This window comes from Salinicola sp. CPA57, assembly GCF_003206035.1.
GTDB lineage: Bacteria > Pseudomonadota > Gammaproteobacteria > Pseudomonadales > Halomonadaceae > Salinicola > Salinicola socius.
Genome location: NZ_PZJR01000011.1, coordinates 86262 through 107579 on the forward strand (window position 1 = coordinate 86262; position 21318 = coordinate 107579).

Sequence of the window (21318 nt, forward strand, 5' to 3'; positions counted from 1 at the left end):
ACTGGTACGCCAGCCCGGTCCGTCTTCGCCGATTTTTGCCTTGGCTACGCGCCCCGCGTCTTGCCTTCGCTCGTCGACTTTTCAGACAAGGCCTGGGCGCTGTCATTCCGACGACAATGTAATTTTATGTGTCATTATTGTGTCATGATATTGCTGTTTCATGGCATTCATGAACCCACCTCTTGCTCCCATCGACAACTCCTTCCTCAAGGAGATCGTCGCCCGTCGCGATCTGAGCGTGCATTTTCAACCGATCGTTTCCGTCGCGACCGGCCACATTCTGGCTTACGAGGCCTTGTCTCGCGGCCCGCGGGATTCGCCCTACGCGAATCCGATCCCGATGTTTCGGGCGGCCCGCGAATGCGGCCTGCTTGCCGCGCTGGAGTGCGGGTGTCGAGAACGGGCCATCGAAAGCTGGGTGGACACCGGCCTTGGCGAGCTTCTGTTCCTCAACGTCAGTCCGGAAATTCTGATCGACCCAGAGGATCTCGGCGACAGGGCGCTGGCGCTGCTGCAGCAGCACGGTCTCTCGCCGGCCCGCCTCGTCATCGAGATCACCGAACAGTCGCCGGGGATCGACCCCGACCTGATGGCCGAGGCTGCCCGCAACTATCAGGCGATGGGGTTCTCCATCGCGCTGGACGATCTGGGAGACGGGTACGCCGGCCTGCGACTTTGGTCCCAGCTCAATCCGGACTACGTCAAGCTGGATCGCCACTTCGTCAGTCGTCTTGACGAGGATCGCGTCAAGCTCCGGTTCGTACGCTCCATCATCGATATCGCACACAGCATGGACAGTCGTGTCATCGCGGAGGGGGTGGAGCGGGAGGGGGAGCTGGATACGCTTCTCGAGCTGGGCGCGGATTATTGCCAGGGGTGGTTGTTCGCGCGCCCCGATGCCGCTCCCCAACGGATACGCGAGGCGCTCGAGGCCCGGCTCGCTTCGCTGGCCGCCAACCGTCGACCGGCCACCGCCGCGACAGAGATCCAGCGCCTCAGCGTGCCTCTGCCTGCGCTGGATGCCGACCTCTGCGTGGCGGAGGCGTCCGAGCGCTTCAGCCGTCTGCCGCATGCCAACGCGCTGGCGGTCGTCGATGGCAGGAGCCGGCCGATCGGTATCCTGGGGCGTCAGCAGCTCATGGCGCTGCTCGGCAAACGCTTCGGGTTCGATCTTCACGGTCGTCAGCCCATCACCAAGGTGATGCGGACCCAGGCGCTCTGTGTGGAGGCCCACGAGCCGCTGGAGCGGGTCTCGCGCAAGGTGACGGGGCGCGAGGAGGCGTCCCGGGACGAGGATTTCATCATCACCGACGGTGGCCGCTATCTGGGCATGGGACACGTCATCAACCTGCTGCAACTGTTCACCGAACAGCAGGTTCAACTGGCGCGACAGGCCAATCCATTGACCCAGTTGCCCGGCAACCGCCCCATCAGGGTGGCACTGGAACACTATCAGCGTCAGGCGCGGGGCTTCGTCGCCTGCTATCTGGATCTCGACAATTTCAAGCCCTTCAATGACCGGTTCGGTTACGCCCTGGGGGATCGAATGATCCTTGCGCTGGCGAATCTGGTGAGCAGCGAACTGGGGCGGGAGGACTTTCTGGGCCATCTCGGCGGCGACGATTTCATACTGCTGCTGGATGACGGGAAGAATCTCCACCGTCGGCTGGCCGGTATACAACAACGCTTCATCGTCGAGAGTCATGCGCTGGTTCCCGCCGACGCCAGAGCGGAAGGTGGCTTTCATGCCAAGGATCGTTACGATCAATGGCGTTTCTTCCCGCTGGTCCGCCTGTCGATCATCGCGCTTCGCGTCGGTGCCGAGGCCAGGGTCGAGAGCTTCGGCGATCTCTGGAGTCACTTCAAGCCGGCAGCCAAGCGCGCCGGCAACGGCCGGGTCGTGGTGAGGCTAGACTGCCGTTCGGCACCGGTCGGGGAGTGAACGATCGGCGTGCCTTGGCGTCTTAGTCACAGCTCTGTCACAACGGACTGTCAGGGTGTCGCGACGGGATGGCAAGGAACGTCTCCCGATCCAGAACACGATTCCATACACGACCCACGGGAGGGAACCATGGAACTCAAGGAACTCGAACACTATCAGCGACATCACGAAAGCTTTGAAATTCGTGTCATCGCCCATGCCGGCAGTCGCTACTATCAAGTCATGCTGGAACCGGAAGACGGATCCACGCAGGTGTTGACCCGACGCGGCAAGCCGATGCTGTTTCGCGCGCTCGACGATGTCTACGGCGAGTTGAAGCGTGCAGGTATCCATCGTGCCTATCTGGTTCAGCAGGTGGCCAATGACGAGATCGTCGGGCATGAACCGCACTATCACGATCCGCTGCTGTCGCGAATGCCTCTGGTGTTCTGATCTCGACAGATTTCTCGGCGCGATCTTCCATTCACCCACATCGTTTCCCTCCGGCGAGTCGACTAGTGACTTGCCCCGTCATGGAGGGAAGTTTGTCTCCCGCCCTTGTCTCTGTTCTTGCCGGTGCTTCCTCTCGCGTTGATTCTCTCGTGGGGGCAGCTGTCAGCACCCGTTTGCTGATCGTCAGCGCCTTCCTCCCCGATGCCGCATGCCGATAGCCACTGATTCCTTGCCTCAGCGACGTTCATAACCCTCGGCGTGATCGCCCTTGCCGTAAGGGGCCTCGAAGTGAACCGAACGCAGGAATCGATCGGCCTGGTCGAGAATGGCCTGGCGTTTGTCCTGCCGCATTCGATCCCAGCTGCCGTAGATGAGCTTCATGCGATGGTTACCGCCCAGGCGTTCGCGGTGACGCTGCAGAAAATGCCAATACAGGCTGTTGAAGGGGCAGGCGTTTTCGCCGGTGACCTGCTTGACGTCATAGCGGCACTGACGGCAGTGATCCGACATGCGATCGATATATTTTCCCGACGCACAGTAGGGTTTGGAACCGAGATAGCCACCGTCGGCGTAGAGGGTCATGCCCAGCGTATTGGGCAGCTCGACCCATTCGAAGGCATCGACGTAGACCGCCAGGTACCAGTCGCAAAGTGCGGCCGGGGATACGCCGCAGAGCAACGCGAAGTTGCCGGTAATCATCAGCCGTTGGATGTGATGGGCGTAGGCGTTGTCGCGGGTCATCTCCAGTGCCCGCCGCACGCAGCGCAGATCGGTCGTCGCGGTCCAGTAGAAATCGGGTAGTCCCCGCAGCGCCTCGAGGTGGTTTTGACGTTTGTAATCCGGCATGCGCTGCCAGTAGATACCGCGGACGTATTCGCGCCAGCCCAGAATCTGACGCACGAATCCTTCGACGGCGTTGATTGGCGCGGTACCTTGATGCCATGCCGTTGCAGCTGCTTCGCAGACTTCACGGGGAGAAAGCAGCCCGATATTCATCGCGGCGGAGAGACGCGAATGAAACAGCCAGGGTTGCTCGTCGCTGATCGCATCCTGATAGGTGCCGAAATCGGGCAGCGCGTGAGCGATGAAATGACGTAGATCGCTCAGTGCCTGACGCCGGGTCACTGCCCAGTTGAAATGGGTCAGCGTGCCGAAGTGTTCGCCGAAATGCGCCTCTACCAGCGCCATCACCTCGTGGGTGATGTTGTCCGGCCGGTGACGGGGGGGCGGAGGGAATTCCAGCCCTCTTTCGACCGGCTGTCGGTTGTCATGATCGAAATTCCACTGACCGCCGGCGGGTTCGTTCTTCTCCATCAGCAGTCCGGTCCGTTTGCGCATCTGACGGTAGAAGTCCTCCATCCGGAAGCGCTTGCGCCCGTCGAGCCACTCGCCGAACTCGGCAACCGAGCAGTAGAAACGCGAATCCTCGTAGAGCCGCCAACGTGTGCCGCGATCCTGGATGCGTTCGAGTAACCGCCATTCGCCGGGATGCGTCACCCGGATCTCGTCGCAGCGGTAGGCATCGGCAAGCCGCTCGGCTTCCTGTAGCAGGTCCTGACGATTGTCATCGTCGTCGAGCGCGCTGTAGTGGACCTGATACCCTTTGTCGCGCAGGGTATCGGCGAAGTGGCGCATCGCCGACAATATCAGCACGATCTTCTGGGGGTGGTGGGGGACATAGTCTCCCTCTGCCTTTACCTCGCAGAGAGCGACCACGGCATTGGGCGGGGCGGTGGCGAGGAGTTCCAGCTCCTCGCTCAACTGATCACCCAGAATCAGGATCAGCGGACGCGACATGAAGTTATCCATAACTTATACACATGATGTTGATCGTATAAGATGATCGGGTAAGTGCAAGCGGCGATGGTAGAATTTCGTCAAAAGATGGCAGGTAAAGGAGTGGTGTTATGGCGGCCCGTTATGGAGTGCTGCTGGTCAATCTGGGAACGCCCGAGGCGCCCACGCCCAAGGCCGTGAGGCAGTATCTCGGTGAATTTCTTGGCGATCCCCGGGTCATCGACGCACCGCGCTGGCTGTGGTGGCCGATTCTGCACGGCGTCATTCTGCGTATCCGTCCGCCGAAGGTCGCCAAGGCCTACGCCTCGGTGTGGCAAGAGGAGGGCTCTCCGTTGCTGGCGATCGGGCGACGCCAGCAACGAGCGCTGCGTGAACGTCTGGCAACTCAGCATGGCGAACCGGTGCCGGTGCAATTGGCGATGACCTACGGCAAGCCCAGCATGGAAGAGGCCGGACTCAAGCTGCGTGAATCGGGTGTCGAGCGGATCCTGGTGGTGCCGCTTTATCCACAGTTTTCACGCACGACCACGGGGGCCGTGTTTCAGCGGCTGGCCAAGGCGCTCGAGCCCTGCCCGCACCTGCCGGAGCTGCGCTTCGTACGCGATTATCATGACCACCCCGACTACATTGCGGCACTGGCAGCCAGCGTTCGCCAGCATTGGGAGACCCAGGGCGACCGCGGTCGGCTGCTGATGTCCTATCACGGTATCCCCAAGCGCTACGTCGATAACGGTGATCCTTACGCCAGACACTGCCAGAAGACCAGCCAGTTGCTGGCCGAAGAGCTGGGGCTGGGCGAGGGCGAGTGGTTTCAGAGCTATCAGTCGCGGTTTGGCCGTGAAGAGTGGCTCAAACCCTATACCGACGAGACGCTGAAGGGGTGGGGCGCGGACAAGACGGAGTGTGTCGACGTCATCAGCCCGGCTTTTGCGGCGGACTGCCTGGAGACGCTGGAAGAGATCGATGCCGAGAACCGTGAATACTTCCAGCAAGCCGGGGGCGGACGCTACCGCTATATTCCCGCGCTCAACGACCGCCCTGAGCACGTCACGATGCTGGCCAATCTGGTCGAACAGCACACCGCCGGCTGGTGAAGCCGGCGGCGGGTGGCGCTTGGCTCGTCAAGGCAGTGGGGAGTCGCCCTGCGGAGCTTCCTCGACGGCATGCTTGGGTTTTTCGCTTTCCAGTTCCACCGGATTGCCGCGCGTGCGGGGATCCGGCTTCAGCTTGTGGTGCAGGGCGCTCTTGGCCAGCATGTGGGCCGACACGGGCGCGGTGATGAAGGCGAAGATGGTGATCAGCAGCTCCTGGATGATCGGGCCATCTTCGCGGCTGAAATAGATCAGCGAGCCGATCAGCGTGCAGCCGACGCCGAGCGTGGTCGTTTTCGAGGGGCCGTGAAGACGCATGTAGAAGTCCTTCAGATGCGTCAGGCCCAGCGAGCCGATAAAGGCAAATGCCCCTCCGGCGATGAGCATGAAGGCGATCACGCCTTCGATAACCGTCTCTAGCATCGTCACGCCTCCTATTCGATGATGTCGCCGCGAAGCAGATACTTGCAGATGGCGATGGTGCTGACGAAGCCCAGCATCGCGATCAGTAGCGCCGCCTCGAAGTAGTCCTTGTTGTTGACCCAGATCCCGAACAGCACGATCAGCGCGATCGAGTTCATGTACATGGTGTCCACCGCCAGAATGCGATCCGGCAGACTGGGCCCGACCACGGCACGATAGAAGTTGAGCAAGATGGCAGCGCAGAACAGCGCCAGCGCGATCCACAGAGCCATATCGATCATGATTCGAAGATCTCCAGCAGAGGGCGCTCGTAGCGCTGGTGAATGTCATCGATCAGGGCGTTGATGTCGCCCACGTCCAGGGCGTGAATCAGCAGCGTCCTGCCATCCAGACGTAGATGCGCCGAAACCGTACCAGGCGTCATGGTAATGGTGCTGGCCAGGATGGTGATCGGAAAGTTCCCCTTCAGCGTCAGCGGGTACTCGACGAAGGCCGGACGCATCCGGCCGCGGGGGTCGAGGATCAGCTTCGAGACCTGAAGGTTGGCGGTCACGATATCGCCCAGCACGCGGAAGACGTAGCCAACCAGCTTCAACGGCCGCTTGATGGTCGGCTGGCGCTCCCAGAAAGGGCGACAGATCATCGGAATCAGGATCGCCAGCAAGCCGCCGAGAATCCATTGCCCCAACGCAATGCTTTGCTGCAGCATCAGCCAGACCACCAGCAACAGCAGTGAAAGCACTGGCATCGGCAGCCAGCGAGTGGGAGGAATCATGAGTCACCTCCGGCAACATTGCGGGACAGGATCGCCTCGACGTAGGCGCTTTGATCGAGCAACTGCGTGGCACTGGCATCGGTGAATCGAGTGATCGGGCCGGCCAGGATCGACAGCACCGGTGATGCTCCGATCAACAGGATCAGTCCGGCCAGCATCGCCGGTTTCAGTCTGGGGCCGTCGCTATCGCCGCGTCCCGCCTTCCAGAACACGGTCGAACCGCTGCGCGCCATCGCGATGAGGCCGGCGAAGCTCGAGAGCAGCAGCAGCGACCACAGCCAGGGCTGCTCGTCGGGGCGTGCCGAGTCGAGCAGCAGTGCCTTGCCGATGGCGCCCGACAGTGGCGGCAGACCGATGACCGTGACCGCGCCGATGAAGTAGAACAGTCCCAGCAGCGCCGGCTGGGTGACGCCGCGACCGGGCACGATGCGCGCGCCGGCCTTGCCGCGCTGTTCTCCGATCGCGTCGGCCAGCAGGAACAGACCACCGCTGACCAGCGTGGTGTGGATCATGTAGTAGAGCAGGGCGGCGATGGGGGCTTCACGATTCATGCTGACGCCGACCAGCAGCGTCCCCACCGAGATCAGGATCAGGTAGGCCACCTGGTTACGCAGATCGCGCGCCGAAAGGACGCCCAGACCGCCGAGTGCCAGCGTGGCCAGCGCGAACCACCAGAGCCACGGCTGAACGAAGTTGGCGAGTTCGCCGGCGCCGTTTCCGAAGATCAGCGTGTAGATCCGGAGAATGGCGTAGATGCCCACCTTGGTCATGATCGCGAATAGCGCCGCCACCGGTGCCGGCGCGCTACTGTAGGCGCGTGGCAGCCAGAAGTAGAGCGGCAGGATCGCGGCCTTGAGCCCGAACACCACCAGCAGCAGAAACGCGCCGGCCTTGACCAGACCGAGCCGGTCGGGATCGAGCGCGGCCACTTTCTGCGACATGTCGGCCATGTTGAGCGTGCCGGTGGTGCCGTAGAGCACGCCGAGGGCGATCAAGAACATCGCTGACCCGGCCAGGTTCAGCGCCACGTAGTGGAAGCCCGCCTGGGTACGATCCTTGCCGCCGCCGTGCATCAGCAGCGAGTAGGAGGCGATCAGCAGCACTTCGAAGAACACGAACAGGTTGAAAATGTCGCCGGTCAGAAAGGCGCCGTTGATTCCCATCAACTGAAGCTGGAACAGGCCGTGGAAATTGCTGCCTTTGCGATCATCGCCGGCGCAGGCATAGGTGACGGCGCCCAGGGCCAGAAAACTGGTCAGGCAGACCATCAGCGCGGAGAGTCGGTCGAGTACCAGAATGATACCGAAAGGCGGTTGCCAGTCGCCCAGCGCATAGTAGGTGATCCCATCGCTGTCGCTCTGGACTACCAGCATGGCGCTGACGATCAGCAACGCGGCCGTACTGATCAGCGCGATCGCCCGTCTGGGCAACACGATCGAATCACGCCTGACCAGCATCAGCAATCCGCTCAGCAGTGGCAGAAGAATCGGGAGAATGATCAGGTGGTGCATCAGGACTTCTCCTCCTTCGACTCTTCGGCACGCTGGTCGTTGACCTGGTCGCTGCCCTGATCACCACGCACGCGCATTGCCAGGATCACCGAGAACGCGGTCATCGCGAAGCCGATCACGATAGCCGTCAGCACCAGCGCCTGGGGCAGCGGATCGGCGTAGTGGGTGACGCCGTCCTGCATCACTGCGGCCCCGTTGGTGGTCAGGCCGCCGGTGGAGAAAAGGAACAGGTTGACCGCATAGGAGAGCAGCGTCAGTCCCACGACCACGGGGAAGGTGCGCCCGCGTAGCGCCAGATAGAGGCCGCTGGCCGCCAGAAAGCCGGTCACGGTGGCAAAGAGCGCTTCCATCAGACGGTCTCCTTTTCATTCTCTTTGCTGGGGCGATGGCGTGTCGTCAGCTTGCCCAGGTTGGCCAGGATCATCAGCGTGGCGCCGACGACGGTCAGATAGACCCCGAGATCGAACAGCATCGCGGTGGCGAGCTCGATCTCGCCGATCCAGGGGAGGGAGAAGTGGCCAAAGGCGGAGGTCAGGAAGTTGTGACCGAAGACCCAGCTGCCAAGTCCGGTCATCGCAGCGATGGCGACGCCTGTCACCGCGATCGGCTGATACTGGTATGACATCCGTTGCTGCGTCCAATCCACCCCGCGGGCGATATACAGCAGGATCAGGGCAACCGCCGTCACCAGACCGGCGATGAAGCCACCGCCGGGTTCGTTATGACCGCGCAGGAAGATGAAGACCGAGACCAGCAGCGCCAGTGGCAGCAGGCTCTGCGACACCGTTCCCAGCAGCATCGGATGAAGATCCTTCGACCAGGGACGCCCTTCGCTGTCGCTCGAGGGCATGAACAGCCTCAGACGATTGAGCAGCTTGTAGATGCCGATGGCGGCAATGCAGAGCACGGTGATCTCGCCCAGCGTATCGAAGCCACGGAAGTCGACCAGGATGACATTGACCACGTTGTGGCCGCCGCCGCCGCTGACGCTGTTCTCGAGGAAGAATCCGGAAATGCTGTTCAGCGGCCGCGTCAGCAGGGCGTAGTTGAGGCTCGCGACGATACCGCCGAAAGCGGCCGCGAGCAGCACGTCTCTCACCACCCGGCCGCCGCTGGACTCCTTGGGCGTGCGCTGCGGCAGGAAGAACAACGCCAGCATCAGCAGAATGACCGTCACGACCTCGACCGCCAGTTGGGTCAGCGCAAGATCGGGGGCCGAGAAACGCGCGAAAGCCAGCGAGACCATCAACCCCACCACCGACAGCATCATCAGCGAGACCAGGCGTCGGCGATGCAGGACTGCCGTTCCCAGGCCGGCCAGGATGGTAATGGCGGCACCCGCGATGAGCAGCCCGTCGAGCGGCTGAAGTGGCAGAGGGCCCTGCAACTGCTCGAGATCCAGCAGGCCGCTGCCGGTCAGGAACAGCACGGCGATGATCAGCCACAGCATGTAGCGCTGCAGCGAGCCGTTCTCCAGGCGGTCGATCGCTTCCTGAGCCCAGTGCAGCACGCGGCGGGTATTGTGCTCGAAGATCATCAGCGCGTTGCGCTGCGGGAACTGGCGCTGGAAGCTGAACAGATTGCGACGCAAGACATAGAGACCGACACCGCCGGCCAAGGCAATGGCACTCATCAGCAGCGGCAGATTGAAGCCGTGCCAGAGGGACAGATGCAGCTCCGGCCTGGGCGACAGGATCGTGGCCTGCGCGGCCGCGTCGAGCAGGCCGGTCAGTATCAATGCCGGCATCAGGCCGACGAGGATGCATGGCACGACCAGCAGAATCATCGGCAGGCGCATCATCAAGGGGGCTTCGTGTGGCGTCTTGGGCAGCTCCTGCGCCTCCGGACCGAAAAAGACGTTGCGCACGTAACGCAGCGAGTAGGCCACCGACAGCACGCTGCCAAGCGTTGCCAGGACCGGAATCAGCCAGGCGAGACCGCCCAGGATGCCGGTGCCTAGCGTCTCGGTCAGCATCATTTCCTTCGAGATGAAGCCATTGAGAAGCGGGACGCCGGCCATCGAGGCGGCGGCGAGGGCGGCCAGCGCCGCCGTCATCGGCATGCTGCGTCGCAGGCCGCTCAGCTTTCGGATATCCCGGGTTCCGGTTTCGTGATCGACGATGCCGGACGACATGAACAGTGTCGCCTTGAACATGGCGTGATTGACGATATGAAAGAGCCCCGCCACTACCGCCAGCTTGCTGTCCAGTCCGAACAGCATGGTGATCATGCCCAGATGGCTGATAGTGGAAAATGCCAGCACGCCCTTGAGGTCGTACTTGAGCAGTGCGAAGTAGGCGGCATAGATCATCGTCACCAGCCCGGTCAGGGTGACGATGTAGAGCCACAGCTGCGAACCGGCCAGGGCCGGATGCATGCGGGCGAGCAGGAAGACCCCGGCCTTCACCATGGTGGCGGAGTGCAGGAACGCCGATACCGGCGTCGGTGCCGCCATCGCATGTGGTAGCCAGAAGTGGAACGGGAACTGCGCCGACTTGGTGAAGGCCCCCAGCAGCACCAGCAGCAGCGCCGGCAGGTAGCGCGGATCGGCCTGGATCAGATCGCGACTGTCGAGCACGGTCTGCATGTCGTAGGTGCCGACGATATGCCCGATCAACAGAAAACCGGCCAGCATGGCCAGCCCGCCCATGCCGGTGACGGCCAATGCCATGCGTGCGCCGCGTCGGGCCTCGCTCTGCTGATACCAGTAGCCGATCAGCAGGAACGACGACAGGCTGGTGAGCTCCCAGAACACCCACAACAGCAGCAGGTTGTCGGCCATGACGATGCCGATCATGGAGGTCATGAACAGCATCAGGTAGGCGTAGAAGCGCGGCATGCTGTCGTCCGGCGACAGATAGTAGCGGGCGTAGAGAATGATCAGCAGCCCGATACCCAGGATCAGCAGCAGGAACAGCAGCGAGAGTCCGTCGATCCGGAACGCGAGATCGAGCCCCAGCTGTGGGACCCAGCTCATGCTGAAGTGATACACCTCGCCGGAGATCACCCCTGGTGCGTGGGCGATGACGATGCCTAGCGCGATTGCCGGCAGCAACGCGGTGGTCAAGGCATTGAGATTGCGTTGCCGGTTGCTGCACAGCAACGGTATCAGGCTGCCCAGTAGCGGCAGCAGAACGATCAGCGGCAGTGACATGAAATTGTCGCTCTTTTCTTGAATCAGGGAGGCTCGCTCACCGGCCAGACGCTTGGCGCCAGGTCGAAGGATTCGAGCGTCGTTCTCGCGTCCGTCGCGATCGATCCGCGACCGTGTCTCGCCTCAGTGTAAGCGATGTTGCCAGCCACACGAGGCCTGGGTCGTGTGGCCGAGGCCGACAATCAGTGCGGTGATGATCTGCTCCGCGAAATGGCATCAGCAGCCGTCTACGGACAAGTAGCGGTGGCGAGCGATGGTTCCGCGTTGACGTTCAGGGAACGCGGCGCCAGATCAGAGCCGCTGGGGCGGATCGGTCAGATAGGGGCGGCGTACGCCGCGAGGTGCCAGCATCCAGGCGGGAGTCAGTCCCTGATTCGTGATCGTGCCAGCATTGGACGGCAGAGTCTGGGCACCGGTACAACAGGTCGCGCATGTCAGCGACAGCTGGCTAGGCATGTGGCCCTGCATGGTGTCTCTCCTCTCTTCAGGAAGCGCTCGACGATAATGAGGAAACGATGAAGTCTTTGAAAATATTAGTTATTTTTCGGAGTCGAGCGACTGCGTTCGACCGACTTTAGCACGCCGCCATTCGCCTAGCCATAGGCCCGGTACGCCAGGCATCAGGATCTTTTGCCCGGATGGCGAGCAGGGTTCGCCAACCGAGGCAGCGCCATTCCCATGCGGGATGAATGCGCTACACTGCTGACGCCCAGCGTCATTTTGGAACAACCCCAGCATTAAGGATGTGCTCTCGTGAAGCGTTCACTGCCGGTCAAGGCTCCTATTACATTATCGCTGTGTCTTTCTGTCGCACTCTTGGGATGTCAAAGCGTCGCGGATACCCAGACAGCATCGAGCGCGAATGCATCCGGCACGGCCAATGTCTCGACGCCGTCATCTGCCGACTCGGCGCGCTCGGCCGAGACCGGGGGGCGGTCCGAACGGAAGACCGTGCAAGCGACTTCTGGGCAGGGCACCGATGAGATGGCGACTGCCCCGAACCCCGAGGTGAGGCAGGACCCCGCCGGCTTCGAGGCCTGGGTCGACGCGTTCCGGCAGCGCGCCGCCAGCGAAGGGATCGATCAGGCAACCCTGGCCGAGGCGTTCGATCGGGCCAGCTACCAGCCGCGCATTCTCGAGTACGATCGCTCCCAGCCCGAGTTCACTCGCCAGATCTGGAGCTATCTCGACAGCGCCGTCTCGGCGCAGCGGGTTTCTACCGGTCGCGAACGCCTCGCCGCCAATCGCGCCACCGCCGATCAGGTCACGCAGCAGTATGGCGTTCCCGGAGAAGTGATCGTCGCGATCTGGGGGATCGAGAGCAACTACGGCAGCAATTTCGGTGATTTCGAGACCATCGATGCGCTCTCGACACTGGGTTTCGATGGTCGCCGCCAGTCGTTCGCGCGTGGCGAGCTGATGGCAGCACTCAAGATCCTTCAGAACGGCGATATCGATCGGGATCGCATGCGTGGCTCCTGGGCCGGCGCGATGGGTCACACCCAGTTCATTCCCAGCAGTTTCCTGGCCTATGCGGTCGACGAGGATGGCGATGGTCGGCGCGACATCTGGGGCAGTATTCCCGATGTAATGGGCTCCACTGCCAACTATCTGGACGCCTCCGGCTGGCAGCGCGGTCAGCCCTGGGGCGTCGAAGTCAAGCTGCCGGATGACTTCGACTACTCGCAGACCGAGCTGTCGGTCCGGCATACCGCCCAGACCTGGCAGTCTCGAGGTGTGACGCGCCTCGACGGCAGCCCGCTTCCGAGCTTCGACCAGGCCTCGGTCATCGCCCCCGCCGGCGCCAAGGGGCCGGCTTTCCTGGTAGGGCATAACTTCCGCGTGATCATGCGCTACAACGCGTCGACCAGCTATGCGCTGGCGGTGGCAACGCTGTCGGATCGGCTGGCCGGGCGGCCGGGTATTCAGGGCGAATGGCCGCGCTCCGAGCCGGCGCTGTCGCGGGATCGTATTCGGCGCATGCAGCAAGGCCTCAACGATCAGGGTTTCGACGTCGGCACGCCCGATGGTCTGGTCGGACCCAATACTCGAGCTGGCCTGCGAGCCTATCAGCGCAGCATTGGCGTCATCCCTGATGGCTACCCCACGCAGTCGTTGATTCAGCGTCTGACCGACGGCTGAATTCCCCCATGCGGCCGGCGCGGGAACGCCTGCGTCGGTCGTCTCCATGCCTGGATCCAGCCCCGCCCCTCGCTTGCCATCGTGATCGCCCAGCTCTCGAATTGGCGTTGATTTGATGGTCATTCCAAGCCATGCCGCAAGCCTCGCGGCTGGCAGACTGTGGCCGCGAATCTTCTAGAGGCGGCCAGCGACAGTAATCGCCGGGCCGCCTCGAACATCGAGGAAGTCATGGGCGTCCAACGTTTCGTTGCCAGTAACAGCCGTGAGGCCATGCGCCAGGTGAGATCGGCGCTGGGAGATCAAGTGCTGATTCTCTCCAACCGTTCCGTCGAGGGCGGTGTCGAGATCATTGCCATGCCCGAGCAGGAGCACGAGCAGGCGCTGTCCAGCGTCGACGGGCCAGCCGAGGACGTGGCGTCGGCGGAAGCGCCGATGGCAACGGTGACCGATCCCACGGTGGAAACCTTGCAGGCACTAAACCGTCAGTTGCTGGACGATGTCCGCGCGATGCTGCGCGAGGGCGTCGCTTCCTCGCAGGCCAGCACGCCCTCGCTGGCGACGATATTGCGCCAGCGTCTGATCCAGGCCGGCTTCAGTGCCGCGCTCGCCGACGAGATCATCCAGGATTCGCCGGACGAACTGCGCGACGAGCCGGCGGAATCCCCCGCCGTGACGGCTTGGCTGGTGCGTCAGTTGAGTTCGCGTCTGTCGCTGCTGGAGGACGAAGAGGCACTGTTCGCCGATGGCGGCGTCTTTGCGCTGGTCGGGCCCACTGGCGTCGGCAAGACCACCACGACGGCCAAGTTGGCCTCCCGCTATGTGATGCGCCACGGCCCCAAGGACGTTGCCCTGGTGACGACGGATAGCTACCGCATCGGCGCGGCCGAGCAGTTGCGGATCTACGCACGGCTGCTGGGCACCGAGGTCCACGCGCTCGAGCAGAACGGCGATCTGGGCGATCTGCTGACGCGCCTGACCCAGCCGCGCCGGGCGTTGCTGTCGCGTAGTGCGGGCAAGAAACTGACGGTGATCGATACCGTCGGCATGAGCCAGCGCGACCAGCACCTGGTGGGTGAAATTTCGCGGCTGGGCAGCGGCCCGGCCCCGGCACGTCGAGTATTGGTGCTCAATGCCGCCAGCCATGGCGATACCCTGGCGCAGGTCATCGATGCCTGGCAGCAGGCGTCACTGGAGGCGGGGGAGCCACTGTGGGGCTGCATTCTGACCAAGCTCGACGAAGCGGCGCGGCTGGGCAACGTGCTGGACGTGGTCATTCGCCACCGGCTCAAGCTCTGCTATGTCTCCCGGGGCCAGCGCGTACCGGAGGACCTCGAACGGGTGGATGCCACGTCGCTGCTGAACGAGGCATTGGCACTGGCCGGCGAGTCGCCGTTCGTCAGCGACGCGGCGGCGCGCACGCTGCCCCCGCAGCAGGCCCGGCAGCAGGCGATTTCGCGCGGCGTTCTGCGCCAGAGCGACGCGCTGGCCGCCACGCTCGATACCCTGAAGCAGCACAATCTGGGGATGACGCTGTTGGAACAGGCCTGGCACCGCACCCGGCTGCCGACGGCATCCGGCGGTGAGGAATTCTCCCGGCTGATGGCCGGCGTCACCCAGCAGAGCTTGCTCAGCGCCGCCGACACGCCCCATGCGCTCTACTGGTCGAAGGCCGTGAGCGTCAGCGGTGCCGATCAGGCCATGCCGCTGGTGTCGCTGGATCATCAGGGCATGCCTCAGCCGCTGACCTGGCCGCGGCATCGGCTACCCGCCGGCAGTGGCGAGCAGTTCCGCTGGGCCGAGAAGCTCGGCGCGGGTTGGCATCTGATGACGCAGCTTCCGACCGTTGCCGATCTCGAGCGCATCGATGCTGCCGGTCGAGGCTGGCTGGCGGCGGTGACCGGCACTCGCCGGATTCGTCACGATGGCGAGTGGCTCGCGCTGTCTCAAGCCATGGCGTTGGGTGAGACCCTCGAACCCCGCCCGCTGCGTCATCAAGGGCGCGCCGCCAGTCTGCATCTGACACGGCTGGAAACGAGCATCAGTCAGCGCCGGCGGGATTCGCACGGCTTGCCGGTGGTGGCGTGGTATGGCGAGATCCGGGATGCCGATGAGGGTCGCCGGCTGGCACGACGCTTCTGGCTGAGCAGCAGTCACCCGGGGCTCGATATCGCATCGCGGCTGCCGCAGGCGGTGATCGCCGAGGCACTGCCGGGGCTGACCCGGCAGGCCGACCAATTGTTGCAGGCACGTGGGCTGGTCGAGGATCGGGAGCAGCGCTGGCAACTGGCCTCGACGCTGTCGGCGCTGGCGCTGCGCTTGAGCGCGGAAGAGGCCAACTGGGCGATGGATGTTCGCGCGCGTCTTTCCGGCATTGCCCAACGTCGCTGCGGCCGCCGGCCCCGCGCGCTGCTGGAGGCGCTGATGGACACCCTGAGTGCGCATGATGCGCTGGCGGGCCTCGCATCGTCCGACCGGGCGCTGGCGGCATGACGGATCAGGCGGCGGGACTGCGCGCCTGGGCCGACCCCGACGCCTTGCAGCTGGGGGTAATCGGTGAGCCGGGAGACGATGCGCTGATGCAGGCGCTGACGGTGCTGCCCACTTCTCGAGGCGGCTGCTGGCAGGCGTTGCGGGTCGACCAGTTGCGAGGCCCGGCGCTGGCCTGGATGCTGTGGGTCGACACTGCGCAGATCGATGTCGCCGATCTCTATCGGCGCGTCAAGCGCGCACTGGCGCCTCCCGCTGCCTCGAGTCCTCCCACGACCGGCACGCCGGTAACGCTGCTGCTGTGGTTGCACGATGGTGGCACGAGCACCCAACCGTCGCTGGATTCAGCGACAACGCGCCTGCTCGCCAACCTGAGCATGACCCTCAAGCGCTTCTTGAACGTCGAGCTCACGCCGGATCTGGCTCGCTGGCAGCGTTGCGTTCCGATGCCGGGCTGACGTTGCCCGGTCCGCTCTGGGATACCGCTCGACTCGCTCAGAACAGTCGGGCGAGCAGTGCCGTGACTGCCGTCTCTACGCGCAGAATGCGCTCCCCCAGATGAATGCCCTCGAAACCCAGCTCGAGAAATCTGTCGACCTCGTAGTCGACGAAACCGCCCTCCGGGCCGATGGCCAGCAGCGTCGGATCGCTGATGGCGCGCGGACATTCCCGGGCCAGACCGGGGTGTGCCAGCAGACCGCGCTGATCCTCCAGCAGCGCCGGCAATCGATCTTCCACGAACGGCTTGAAGCGGGTTTCCAGCGTGATCTCCGGCAGCCGGGTATCGCGCGCCTGTTCCAGCCCGAGCAGGAGATGCTGGCGCATCTTTTCCGGCTTCAGTTCGGGAGACTGCCAGTAGCTCTTCTCGACGCGCCGGGTGTGCATCAACGTCACGCGTTTGACGCCCAGCGCCGAGACGTGCTCCAACGTTCTTGCCAGCATGCGCGGTCGCGGCAGTGCCAGCAGCAGATGAACCGGCAGCGGTGCCGGCGGCTCGCGGTCGAGGGTGACCCGGAATTGCGCTTCGGTATCGTTCAGCGAGAGCAGTTCGCCACGCCCCATCCGCCCGCCGAGGACGCCCACGGTCAGGCAGTCGCCGACGACAGCGCGATGGACGTCAGCAAGATGACGCAGGCGGCGCGGATCGCGGAGAACGGCGTGGGTGTCGTCTATCCACTCATCGGGGTGCAGCAGAATCAGATTCATGAGGGCGGCAATTCAACGCAGCGGAAAAGGGGAATCGAGCAGGGCGGCCATTTTGCCTGAGCGACGCGCTCGAACATAGACGGGGCTGAGCATGGATGGACCTGAACATGGGTGACACTAAACATGGACGTGCCTGATTATGGCAGTCCCGATCACAGCGGCGAGCGCGAGACCTTTCTGACATAATGTCCCCATTGACTCTCTCACACATACTCTCTTACACGTACTCTCTTGCACGTACTCTCTCACACATACTCTCTCACTCAGCCAGTCAAGGCTCGGCAGAAGAAGGTTAGCGATGAAGGTTCTGATCATTGGCGGGGGCGGGCGCGAACATGCGCTGGCATGGAAAGCGGCACAATCGTCGCAGGTCGAGACGGTTTTCGTGGCACCGGGCAATGCCGGCACGGCACGGGAGCCCGGACTGACCAACGTTGCCATCGATGTCATGGATAGCGAAGGGCTGATCCTCTTTGCCCGCGACAATGCCGTCGACCTGACCATCGTCGGACCGGAGGCACCGCTCGTCGCCGGCGTCGTCGATGCGTTTCAGGCCGCAGGCCTGGCGATCTTCGGGCCGAGCGAAGGCGCCGCCCAGCTTGAGGGTTCCAAGGCGTTCACCAAGGATTTCCTGGCGCGCCATTCGATTCCGTCTGCCGATTATCAGACCTTCAGTGAAGTCGCGCCGGCGCTGGCCTATCTCCGGCAGAGGGGGGCGCCGATCGTGATCAAGGCCGACGGCCTGGCGGCGGGCAAGGGTGTCGTCGTCGCGATGACCGATGCCGAGGCCGAAGCGGCGATTCGCGACATGCTCGAGGACAACGCTTTCGGCGATGCCGGCGCTCGAGTCGTGATCGAGGAGTTTCTCGAGGGCGAGGAGGCGAGCTTCATCGTCATGGTCGACGGCGAGCACGTACTGCCGATGGCCACCAGTCAGGATCACAAGCGAGCCGGGGATGGCGATACCGGGCCCAACACCGGCGGCATGGGCGCCTACTCGCCGGCGCCGGTGGTCACCGGGAACGTCCATCAGCGCATCATGGACGAGGTGATCCTGCCCACGGTTCGTGGCATGGCCGCCGAAGGACACCCCTACACCGGTTTTCTCTACGCGGGCCTGATGATCGACGCCGACGGCGCCCCCAACGTGATCGAGTACAACTGCCGCTTCGGTGACCCGGAAACCCAGCCGATCCTGATGCGACTGCGAAGCGATCTGGTATCGCTGTGCCAGGCCGCCCTGGAGCGCCGTCTCGACCAGGTCGGGTGCGAATGGGATCCCCGTGCCGCGGTGGGTGTGGTGCTGGCGGCGGAAGGTTATCCCGGCAGCTATCGCAAGGGGGACGAGATCACCGGCCTTGACGCGGCAGACGCCACCGGCTGCAAGGTGTTCCACGCCGGCACCGGCATGAGCGACGATGGTCGCGTCGTCACCAGCGGGGGGCGCGTGCTATGTGTGACCGCTCTCGGCGATACGGTCGGCGCCGCGACGGCACAGGCTTATGCCGGTCTCGAGCTGGTGCGCTGGCCCGGGGCCGAGTACCGTCGCGATATCGCCTATCGCGCCATCGCCCGAGAGCATCAGCCGGACTGAGGCAGCGCATCAGCCAACCGAGAAGTCAGGCGCTTTAGCGACAAGGAAAATCGTCATGCAGCGAGTGAGGCATCGATCAACGACCGGGCAGCGGCTCGAACGCTCGAGTGGCCACGGCATTGTGTCGGGTTCCCGCGCCAGCCGGTCGAGCTCGCTGAAGGAAGAGGTTCTGCATGTCGCGTGAATTTCCGATCATCGCGGTGACGGGCTCCTCGGGGGCCGGCACCACCACGGTCAAGCGCACCTTCGAGCGCATGTTCGCGCGTGAGGATGTGCACGCCGCGTTCATCGATGGCGACGCCTTCCATCGCTATTCGCGGGCGGAATTGGCGCAGATTCTTCAGGTCGAGCCGGAGCGCAAGGCCGAGCTCTCGCACTTTTCCGTCAACGCCAATCTGCTCGACCGGCTCGATGCGCTGTTCCAGGAGTACGGCGAGAACGGCAAGGGAACCTATCGCCATTACATTCATGCCGAAGACAAACGCATGATCGAGGCGGGCTGGCAGGTCGGGACCTTCACCGACTGGCAGCCCATTCCCAGTGGCACCGACCTGATGCTCTACGAAGGGCTTCACGGTGGGCTGGTCACCCACGAGGTGGATATCGCCAGGCACGTCGACATGCTGATCGGCGTGGCCCCGACCATCAATCTCGAGTGGCTGCAGAAGATCGATCGCGATACCAAGCTGCGGGGCTACTCCCAGGAAGCGGTCATCGATACCATCCTGGGCCGCATGCACGACTATGTGCGCTACATTCAGCCTCAGCTGTCACGCACGCATATCAACTTCCAGCGCGTGCCGACGGTGGACACCTCCAACCCGTTCGAGCTGCAGGACGTGCCCAACGATGGCGAGTCGTTCGTGGTCATTCGCTTCCGGGATCCAGAGGCCGTCGACTTTCCCTATCTGGTCACCATGATTCATGATGCCTTCATGAGTCGGCCGAACACGCTGGTCGTACCCGGCGCGCGCCTGTCTTTGGCGATGGATCTGATTCTCGCGCCACAGGTGCGCCAGCTGCTGGCTCAGCGCCGTTTTCGCTGAAGTCCGCCTGCCGATACCGACAAACCCTCTCGACATCAGGAGCGCTCATGGAGCCGACACTCTTCAGCAAGATCATCGATCGCGAAATACCGGCGGAAATCGTCTACGAGGATGACGAGGTGCTGGCGTTCAACGACGTCAACCCGCAGGCGCCCACGCATATCCTGATCATCCCCAAGAAGCCGATCGCCACCCTCAACGATATCGAGGAGGCCGATCTGGCGCTGGTCGGGCGGTTGCAGTACACCGCGGCCAGACTGGCCAGAGAGTTGGGATTTGCCGAAGACGGCTACCGTGTGGTGATGAACTGCAACGAAGCGGGCGGGCAGTCGGTCTATCATATCCACATGCATCTCCTGGGCGGACGCCAGATGCAGTGGCCGCCGGGTTGAAAGCGCGACCGCTCGACGTTCGTCCTCAGCCCGTTCGTTTCACCGTGACGGCCCTCGACCCGCCGCCAGATCGTCAGGAGACATCGATGACACGCCAGATTTCCCGCGCCGACAACCTGATTCATCAGTTCGATACCGTGCTGCGCACGCTGGTGCCCAAGGCGGCTCAGCCGAGTCGCCCGTCTCCGGCCAACGTGCAGCCCGAAAGCCCTCTCGACGAGGAACAGCGCCATCATGTCGCCGGCTTGATGCGGATCAATCATACCGGCGAGGTGTGCGCGCAGGCGCTCTATCAGGGCCAGGGCCTGACCGCGAAATTGACCGAGACCCGAGTACGGATGGAAGAGGCGGCCGCGGAAGAGATCGATCATCTGGCATGGTGCGATCAGCGCCTGCAGGAGCTCGACAGCCGCACCAGCTATCTCAACCCTGCGTTCTATACGGCTTCTTTCGGGATGGGGGCGCTGGCCGGCGCGATCGGCGACCGTGTCAGTCTCGGCTTCGTCGCGGCCACCGAAGAGCAGGTCGGGCGGCATCTCGAAGCCCATCTGCGCAAATTGCCGATCGACGACAAGCGCTCGCGTGCGGTGCTGGAACAGATGCGTATCGACGAGGCGCAGCATGAACTCTGGGCGCTGGAATCCGGCGGTCAGCGCTTCCCGCTACCGCTGAAGTGGGGCATGCGGCTGATGTCGAAGGTCATGACCAAGAGCGTCTACCGAATCTGAACGACGGCTCGGGACGTGGATGAAGGCTCGAACGTAAACCGCCAGCGATACCGTCGCTGGCGGTTTGCGTTCCGGACGTGGGGATGGATTTTTGCGGCCCGCGGTTTACGCCTCGACGATTTCGTAGGAGTGGGTGATCTCGACACCACCCTTGGCGAGCATCAACGACGCGCTGCAGTACTTTTCGGCGGAGAGATCGACGGCGCGCTTCACCACGGCGTCCTTCAGTGCCTTGCCGGTGACGACGAAATGGACGTGGATCTTGGTGAAGACGCTGGGCGTGCCATCGAAGCGTTCGGCCTCCAGCGTGGCGACGCAGTCGGTCACCTCGGCGCGGCCTTTCTCGAGAATCTGGATGACGTCGAACGAGGTGCAGCCGCCGAGGCCCATCAGCACCATTTCCATCGGACGCGGTCCGGTGTTGCGCCCGCCGTTATCCGGATTGCCGTCGATCACGACGCTGTGACCGCTGCCGGATTCGGTGACGAACTGGCGGCCGTCGGTCCATTTGACTGTGGCTTTCATGACGAGGATTCCTTGCTGGGGATTCGTTGCCGAATCACGTGTTGATCGATGAGGGCAGGATAACATTCCCGAC

General features: G+C 63.3%; 20 protein-coding genes. 10 read left to right on the plus strand and 10 right to left on the minus strand.

What is annotated here, in order from left to right; translation table 11 throughout:
* Window positions 1–160 precede the first annotated feature (160 nt).
* Both DOM36_RS12615 and DOM36_RS12620 read left to right on the plus strand, forming a co-directional pair.
* The gene (locus DOM36_RS12615) at window positions 161–1942 is read left to right on the plus strand and encodes a bifunctional diguanylate cyclase/phosphodiesterase (RefSeq protein WP_110643286.1); all 1782 of its coding nucleotides are present in this window, start codon (window positions 161–163) and stop codon (window positions 1940–1942) included.
* 129 nt (window positions 1943–2071) lie between these two features.
* Window positions 2072–2374 (plus strand): DUF6482 family protein, encoded by a 303-nt coding sequence (locus DOM36_RS12620; protein ID WP_075570801.1) that lies wholly within the window; start codon window positions 2072–2074, stop codon window positions 2372–2374.
* A 234-nt stretch (window positions 2375–2608) separates the two neighbouring features.
* On the opposite strand, the gene DOM36_RS12625 is transcribed toward DOM36_RS12620, so the two are convergent.
* The gene (locus DOM36_RS12625) at window positions 2609–4171 is read right to left on the minus strand and encodes a cryptochrome/photolyase family protein (protein WP_110643287.1); all 1563 of its coding nucleotides are present in this window, start codon (window positions 4169–4171) and stop codon (window positions 2609–2611) included.
* Between the two features lie 110 nt (window positions 4172–4281).
* On the opposite strand from DOM36_RS12625, the gene hemH reads away from it, so the two are divergent.
* Window positions 4282–5265, plus strand: coding sequence for a ferrochelatase (hemH, locus tag DOM36_RS12630; protein WP_110643288.1), 984 nt, complete (start codon window positions 4282–4284; stop codon window positions 5263–5265).
* Window positions 5266–5292: 27 nt separating this feature from the next.
* Here the strand turns inward: hemH and DOM36_RS12635 are convergent, their stop codons facing one another.
* From DOM36_RS12635 to DOM36_RS20115, 7 genes are all read right to left on the minus strand, one after another.
* Window positions 5293–5685: a Na+/H+ antiporter subunit G gene (locus DOM36_RS12635; RefSeq protein WP_110643289.1), complete on the minus strand. Its 393-nt coding sequence runs from the start codon at window positions 5683–5685 to the stop codon at window positions 5293–5295.
* Between the two features lie 11 nt (window positions 5686–5696).
* Window positions 5697–5966: a K+/H+ antiporter subunit F gene (locus DOM36_RS12640; protein WP_075570805.1), complete on the minus strand. Its 270-nt coding sequence runs from the start codon at window positions 5964–5966 to the stop codon at window positions 5697–5699.
* On the minus strand, window positions 5963–6460 hold the full coding sequence (locus tag DOM36_RS12645; protein ID WP_110643290.1) for a Na+/H+ antiporter subunit E: 498 nt from the start codon (window positions 6458–6460) through the stop codon (window positions 5963–5965). Before DOM36_RS12645 ends, DOM36_RS12640 begins: the two co-directional genes overlap by 4 nt.
* Window positions 6457–7974 carry a monovalent cation/H+ antiporter subunit D gene (locus DOM36_RS12650; protein WP_110643291.1) on the minus strand — a complete coding sequence of 506 codons (1518 nt, stop codon included), beginning with the start codon at window positions 7972–7974 and terminating at the stop codon, window positions 6457–6459. Before DOM36_RS12650 ends, DOM36_RS12645 begins: the two co-directional genes overlap by 4 nt.
* The gene (locus tag DOM36_RS12655; RefSeq protein ID WP_075570808.1) at window positions 7971–8321 is read right to left on the minus strand and encodes a Na+/H+ antiporter subunit C; all 351 of its coding nucleotides are present in this window, start codon (window positions 8319–8321) and stop codon (window positions 7971–7973) included. The genes DOM36_RS12650 and DOM36_RS12655 overlap by 4 nt, the downstream gene beginning before the upstream one ends.
* A complete protein-coding gene (locus DOM36_RS12660) occupies window positions 8321–11125 on the minus strand; it encodes a monovalent cation/H+ antiporter subunit A (RefSeq protein ID WP_075570809.1) in 2805 nt (934 codons plus the stop codon). The genes DOM36_RS12655 and DOM36_RS12660 overlap by 1 nt, the downstream gene beginning before the upstream one ends.
* A 291-nt stretch (window positions 11126–11416) precedes the next feature.
* The gene (locus DOM36_RS20115; protein ID WP_157958639.1) at window positions 11417–11593 is read right to left on the minus strand and encodes a hypothetical protein; all 177 of its coding nucleotides are present in this window, start codon (window positions 11591–11593) and stop codon (window positions 11417–11419) included.
* Window positions 11594–12109: 516 nt separating this feature from the next.
* Between DOM36_RS20115 and DOM36_RS12665 the strand changes: the two genes are divergently transcribed.
* From DOM36_RS12665 to DOM36_RS12675, 3 genes are all read left to right on the plus strand, one after another.
* Window positions 12110–13267: a lytic murein transglycosylase gene (locus DOM36_RS12665; protein WP_083941892.1), complete on the plus strand. Its 1158-nt coding sequence runs from the start codon at window positions 12110–12112 to the stop codon at window positions 13265–13267.
* A 228-nt stretch (window positions 13268–13495) separates the two neighbouring features.
* Window positions 13496–15757: a flagellar biosynthesis protein FlhF gene (gene flhF, locus DOM36_RS12670; RefSeq protein ID WP_110643292.1), complete on the plus strand. Its 2262-nt coding sequence runs from the start codon at window positions 13496–13498 to the stop codon at window positions 15755–15757.
* Entirely contained in the window at window positions 15754–16212 is a 459-nt protein-coding gene (locus DOM36_RS12675; RefSeq protein ID WP_110643293.1) for a hypothetical protein, read from the plus strand. The genes flhF and DOM36_RS12675 overlap by 4 nt, the downstream gene beginning before the upstream one ends.
* 37 nt (window positions 16213–16249) lie before the next feature.
* Here DOM36_RS12675 and DOM36_RS12680 read toward each other — a convergent pair whose 3' ends face one another.
* Entirely contained in the window at window positions 16250–16960 is a 711-nt protein-coding gene (locus DOM36_RS12680) for a 16S rRNA (uracil(1498)-N(3))-methyltransferase (protein WP_110643294.1), read from the minus strand.
* Window positions 16961–17258: 298 nt separating this feature from the next.
* Between DOM36_RS12680 and purD the strand changes: the two genes are divergently transcribed.
* The 4 genes from purD to coq7 all read left to right on the plus strand — a co-directional run bounded on the left by purD (window position 17259) and on the right by coq7 (window position 20720).
* On the plus strand, window positions 17259–18554 hold the full coding sequence (gene purD, locus DOM36_RS12685; RefSeq protein ID WP_110643295.1) for a phosphoribosylamine--glycine ligase: 1296 nt from the start codon (window positions 17259–17261) through the stop codon (window positions 18552–18554).
* Between the two features lie 173 nt (window positions 18555–18727).
* Window positions 18728–19600 (plus strand): phosphoribulokinase, encoded by an 873-nt coding sequence (locus DOM36_RS12690; RefSeq protein ID WP_075570814.1) that lies wholly within the window; start codon window positions 18728–18730, stop codon window positions 19598–19600.
* Between the two features lie 47 nt (window positions 19601–19647).
* Complete coding sequence (locus DOM36_RS12695) at window positions 19648–19992, plus strand: histidine triad nucleotide-binding protein (RefSeq protein ID WP_075570815.1); 345 nt, start codon at window positions 19648–19650, stop codon at window positions 19990–19992.
* Between the two features lie 86 nt (window positions 19993–20078).
* The gene (coq7, locus tag DOM36_RS12700) at window positions 20079–20720 is read left to right on the plus strand and encodes a 2-polyprenyl-3-methyl-6-methoxy-1,4-benzoquinone monooxygenase (RefSeq protein WP_110643296.1); all 642 of its coding nucleotides are present in this window, start codon (window positions 20079–20081) and stop codon (window positions 20718–20720) included.
* A gap of 105 nt (window positions 20721–20825) precedes the next feature.
* Here the strand turns inward: coq7 and DOM36_RS12705 are convergent, their stop codons facing one another.
* Complete coding sequence (locus DOM36_RS12705) at window positions 20826–21245, minus strand: OsmC family protein (protein WP_075570817.1); 420 nt, start codon at window positions 21243–21245, stop codon at window positions 20826–20828.
* Window positions 21246–21318: the final 73 nt, after the last annotated feature.

Excerpts from the sequence above, each read along its gene's own strand:
- DOM36_RS12705 (WP_075570817.1), bottom strand. The coding sequence starts at position 21,245 with ATGAAAGCCACAGTCAAATGGACCGACGGCCGCCAGTTCGTCACCGAA.
- DOM36_RS12690 (WP_075570814.1), top strand. The coding sequence starts at position 18,728 with ATGTCGCGTGAATTTCCGATCATCGCGGTGACGGGCTCCTCGGGGGCC.
- DOM36_RS12660 (WP_075570809.1), bottom strand. The coding sequence starts at position 11,125 with ATGTCACTGCCGCTGATCGTTCTGCTGCCGCTACTGGGCAGCCTGATA.
- DOM36_RS12655 (WP_075570808.1), bottom strand. The coding sequence starts at position 8,321 with ATGGAAGCGCTCTTTGCCACCGTGACCGGCTTTCTGGCGGCCAGCGGC.
- flhF (WP_110643292.1), top strand. The coding sequence starts at position 13,496 with ATGGGCGTCCAACGTTTCGTTGCCAGTAACAGCCGTGAGGCCATGCGC.
- DOM36_RS12695 (WP_075570815.1), top strand. The coding sequence starts at position 19,648 with ATGGAGCCGACACTCTTCAGCAAGATCATCGATCGCGAAATACCGGCG.
- coq7 (WP_110643296.1), top strand. The coding sequence starts at position 20,079 with ATGACACGCCAGATTTCCCGCGCCGACAACCTGATTCATCAGTTCGAT.
- DOM36_RS12675 (WP_110643293.1), top strand. The coding sequence starts at position 15,754 with ATGACGGATCAGGCGGCGGGACTGCGCGCCTGGGCCGACCCCGACGCC.
- DOM36_RS12635 (WP_110643289.1), bottom strand. The coding sequence starts at position 5,685 with ATGCTAGAGACGGTTATCGAAGGCGTGATCGCCTTCATGCTCATCGCC.
- DOM36_RS20115 (WP_157958639.1), bottom strand. The coding sequence starts at position 11,593 with ATGCAGGGCCACATGCCTAGCCAGCTGTCGCTGACATGCGCGACCTGT.
- DOM36_RS12615 (WP_110643286.1), top strand. The coding sequence starts at position 161 with ATGGCATTCATGAACCCACCTCTTGCTCCCATCGACAACTCCTTCCTC.
- DOM36_RS12680 (WP_110643294.1), bottom strand. The coding sequence starts at position 16,960 with ATGAATCTGATTCTGCTGCACCCCGATGAGTGGATAGACGACACCCAC.
- hemH (WP_110643288.1), top strand. The coding sequence starts at position 4,282 with ATGGCGGCCCGTTATGGAGTGCTGCTGGTCAATCTGGGAACGCCCGAG.
- DOM36_RS12620 (WP_075570801.1), top strand. The coding sequence starts at position 2,072 with ATGGAACTCAAGGAACTCGAACACTATCAGCGACATCACGAAAGCTTT.
- DOM36_RS12625 (WP_110643287.1), bottom strand. The coding sequence starts at position 4,171 with ATGTCGCGTCCGCTGATCCTGATTCTGGGTGATCAGTTGAGCGAGGAG.
- DOM36_RS12665 (WP_083941892.1), top strand. The coding sequence starts at position 12,110 with ATGGCGACTGCCCCGAACCCCGAGGTGAGGCAGGACCCCGCCGGCTTC.
- DOM36_RS12645 (WP_110643290.1), bottom strand. The coding sequence starts at position 6,460 with ATGATTCCTCCCACTCGCTGGCTGCCGATGCCAGTGCTTTCACTGCTG.
- purD (WP_110643295.1), top strand. The coding sequence starts at position 17,259 with ATGAAGGTTCTGATCATTGGCGGGGGCGGGCGCGAACATGCGCTGGCA.
- DOM36_RS12640 (WP_075570805.1), bottom strand. The coding sequence starts at position 5,966 with ATGATCGATATGGCTCTGTGGATCGCGCTGGCGCTGTTCTGCGCTGCC.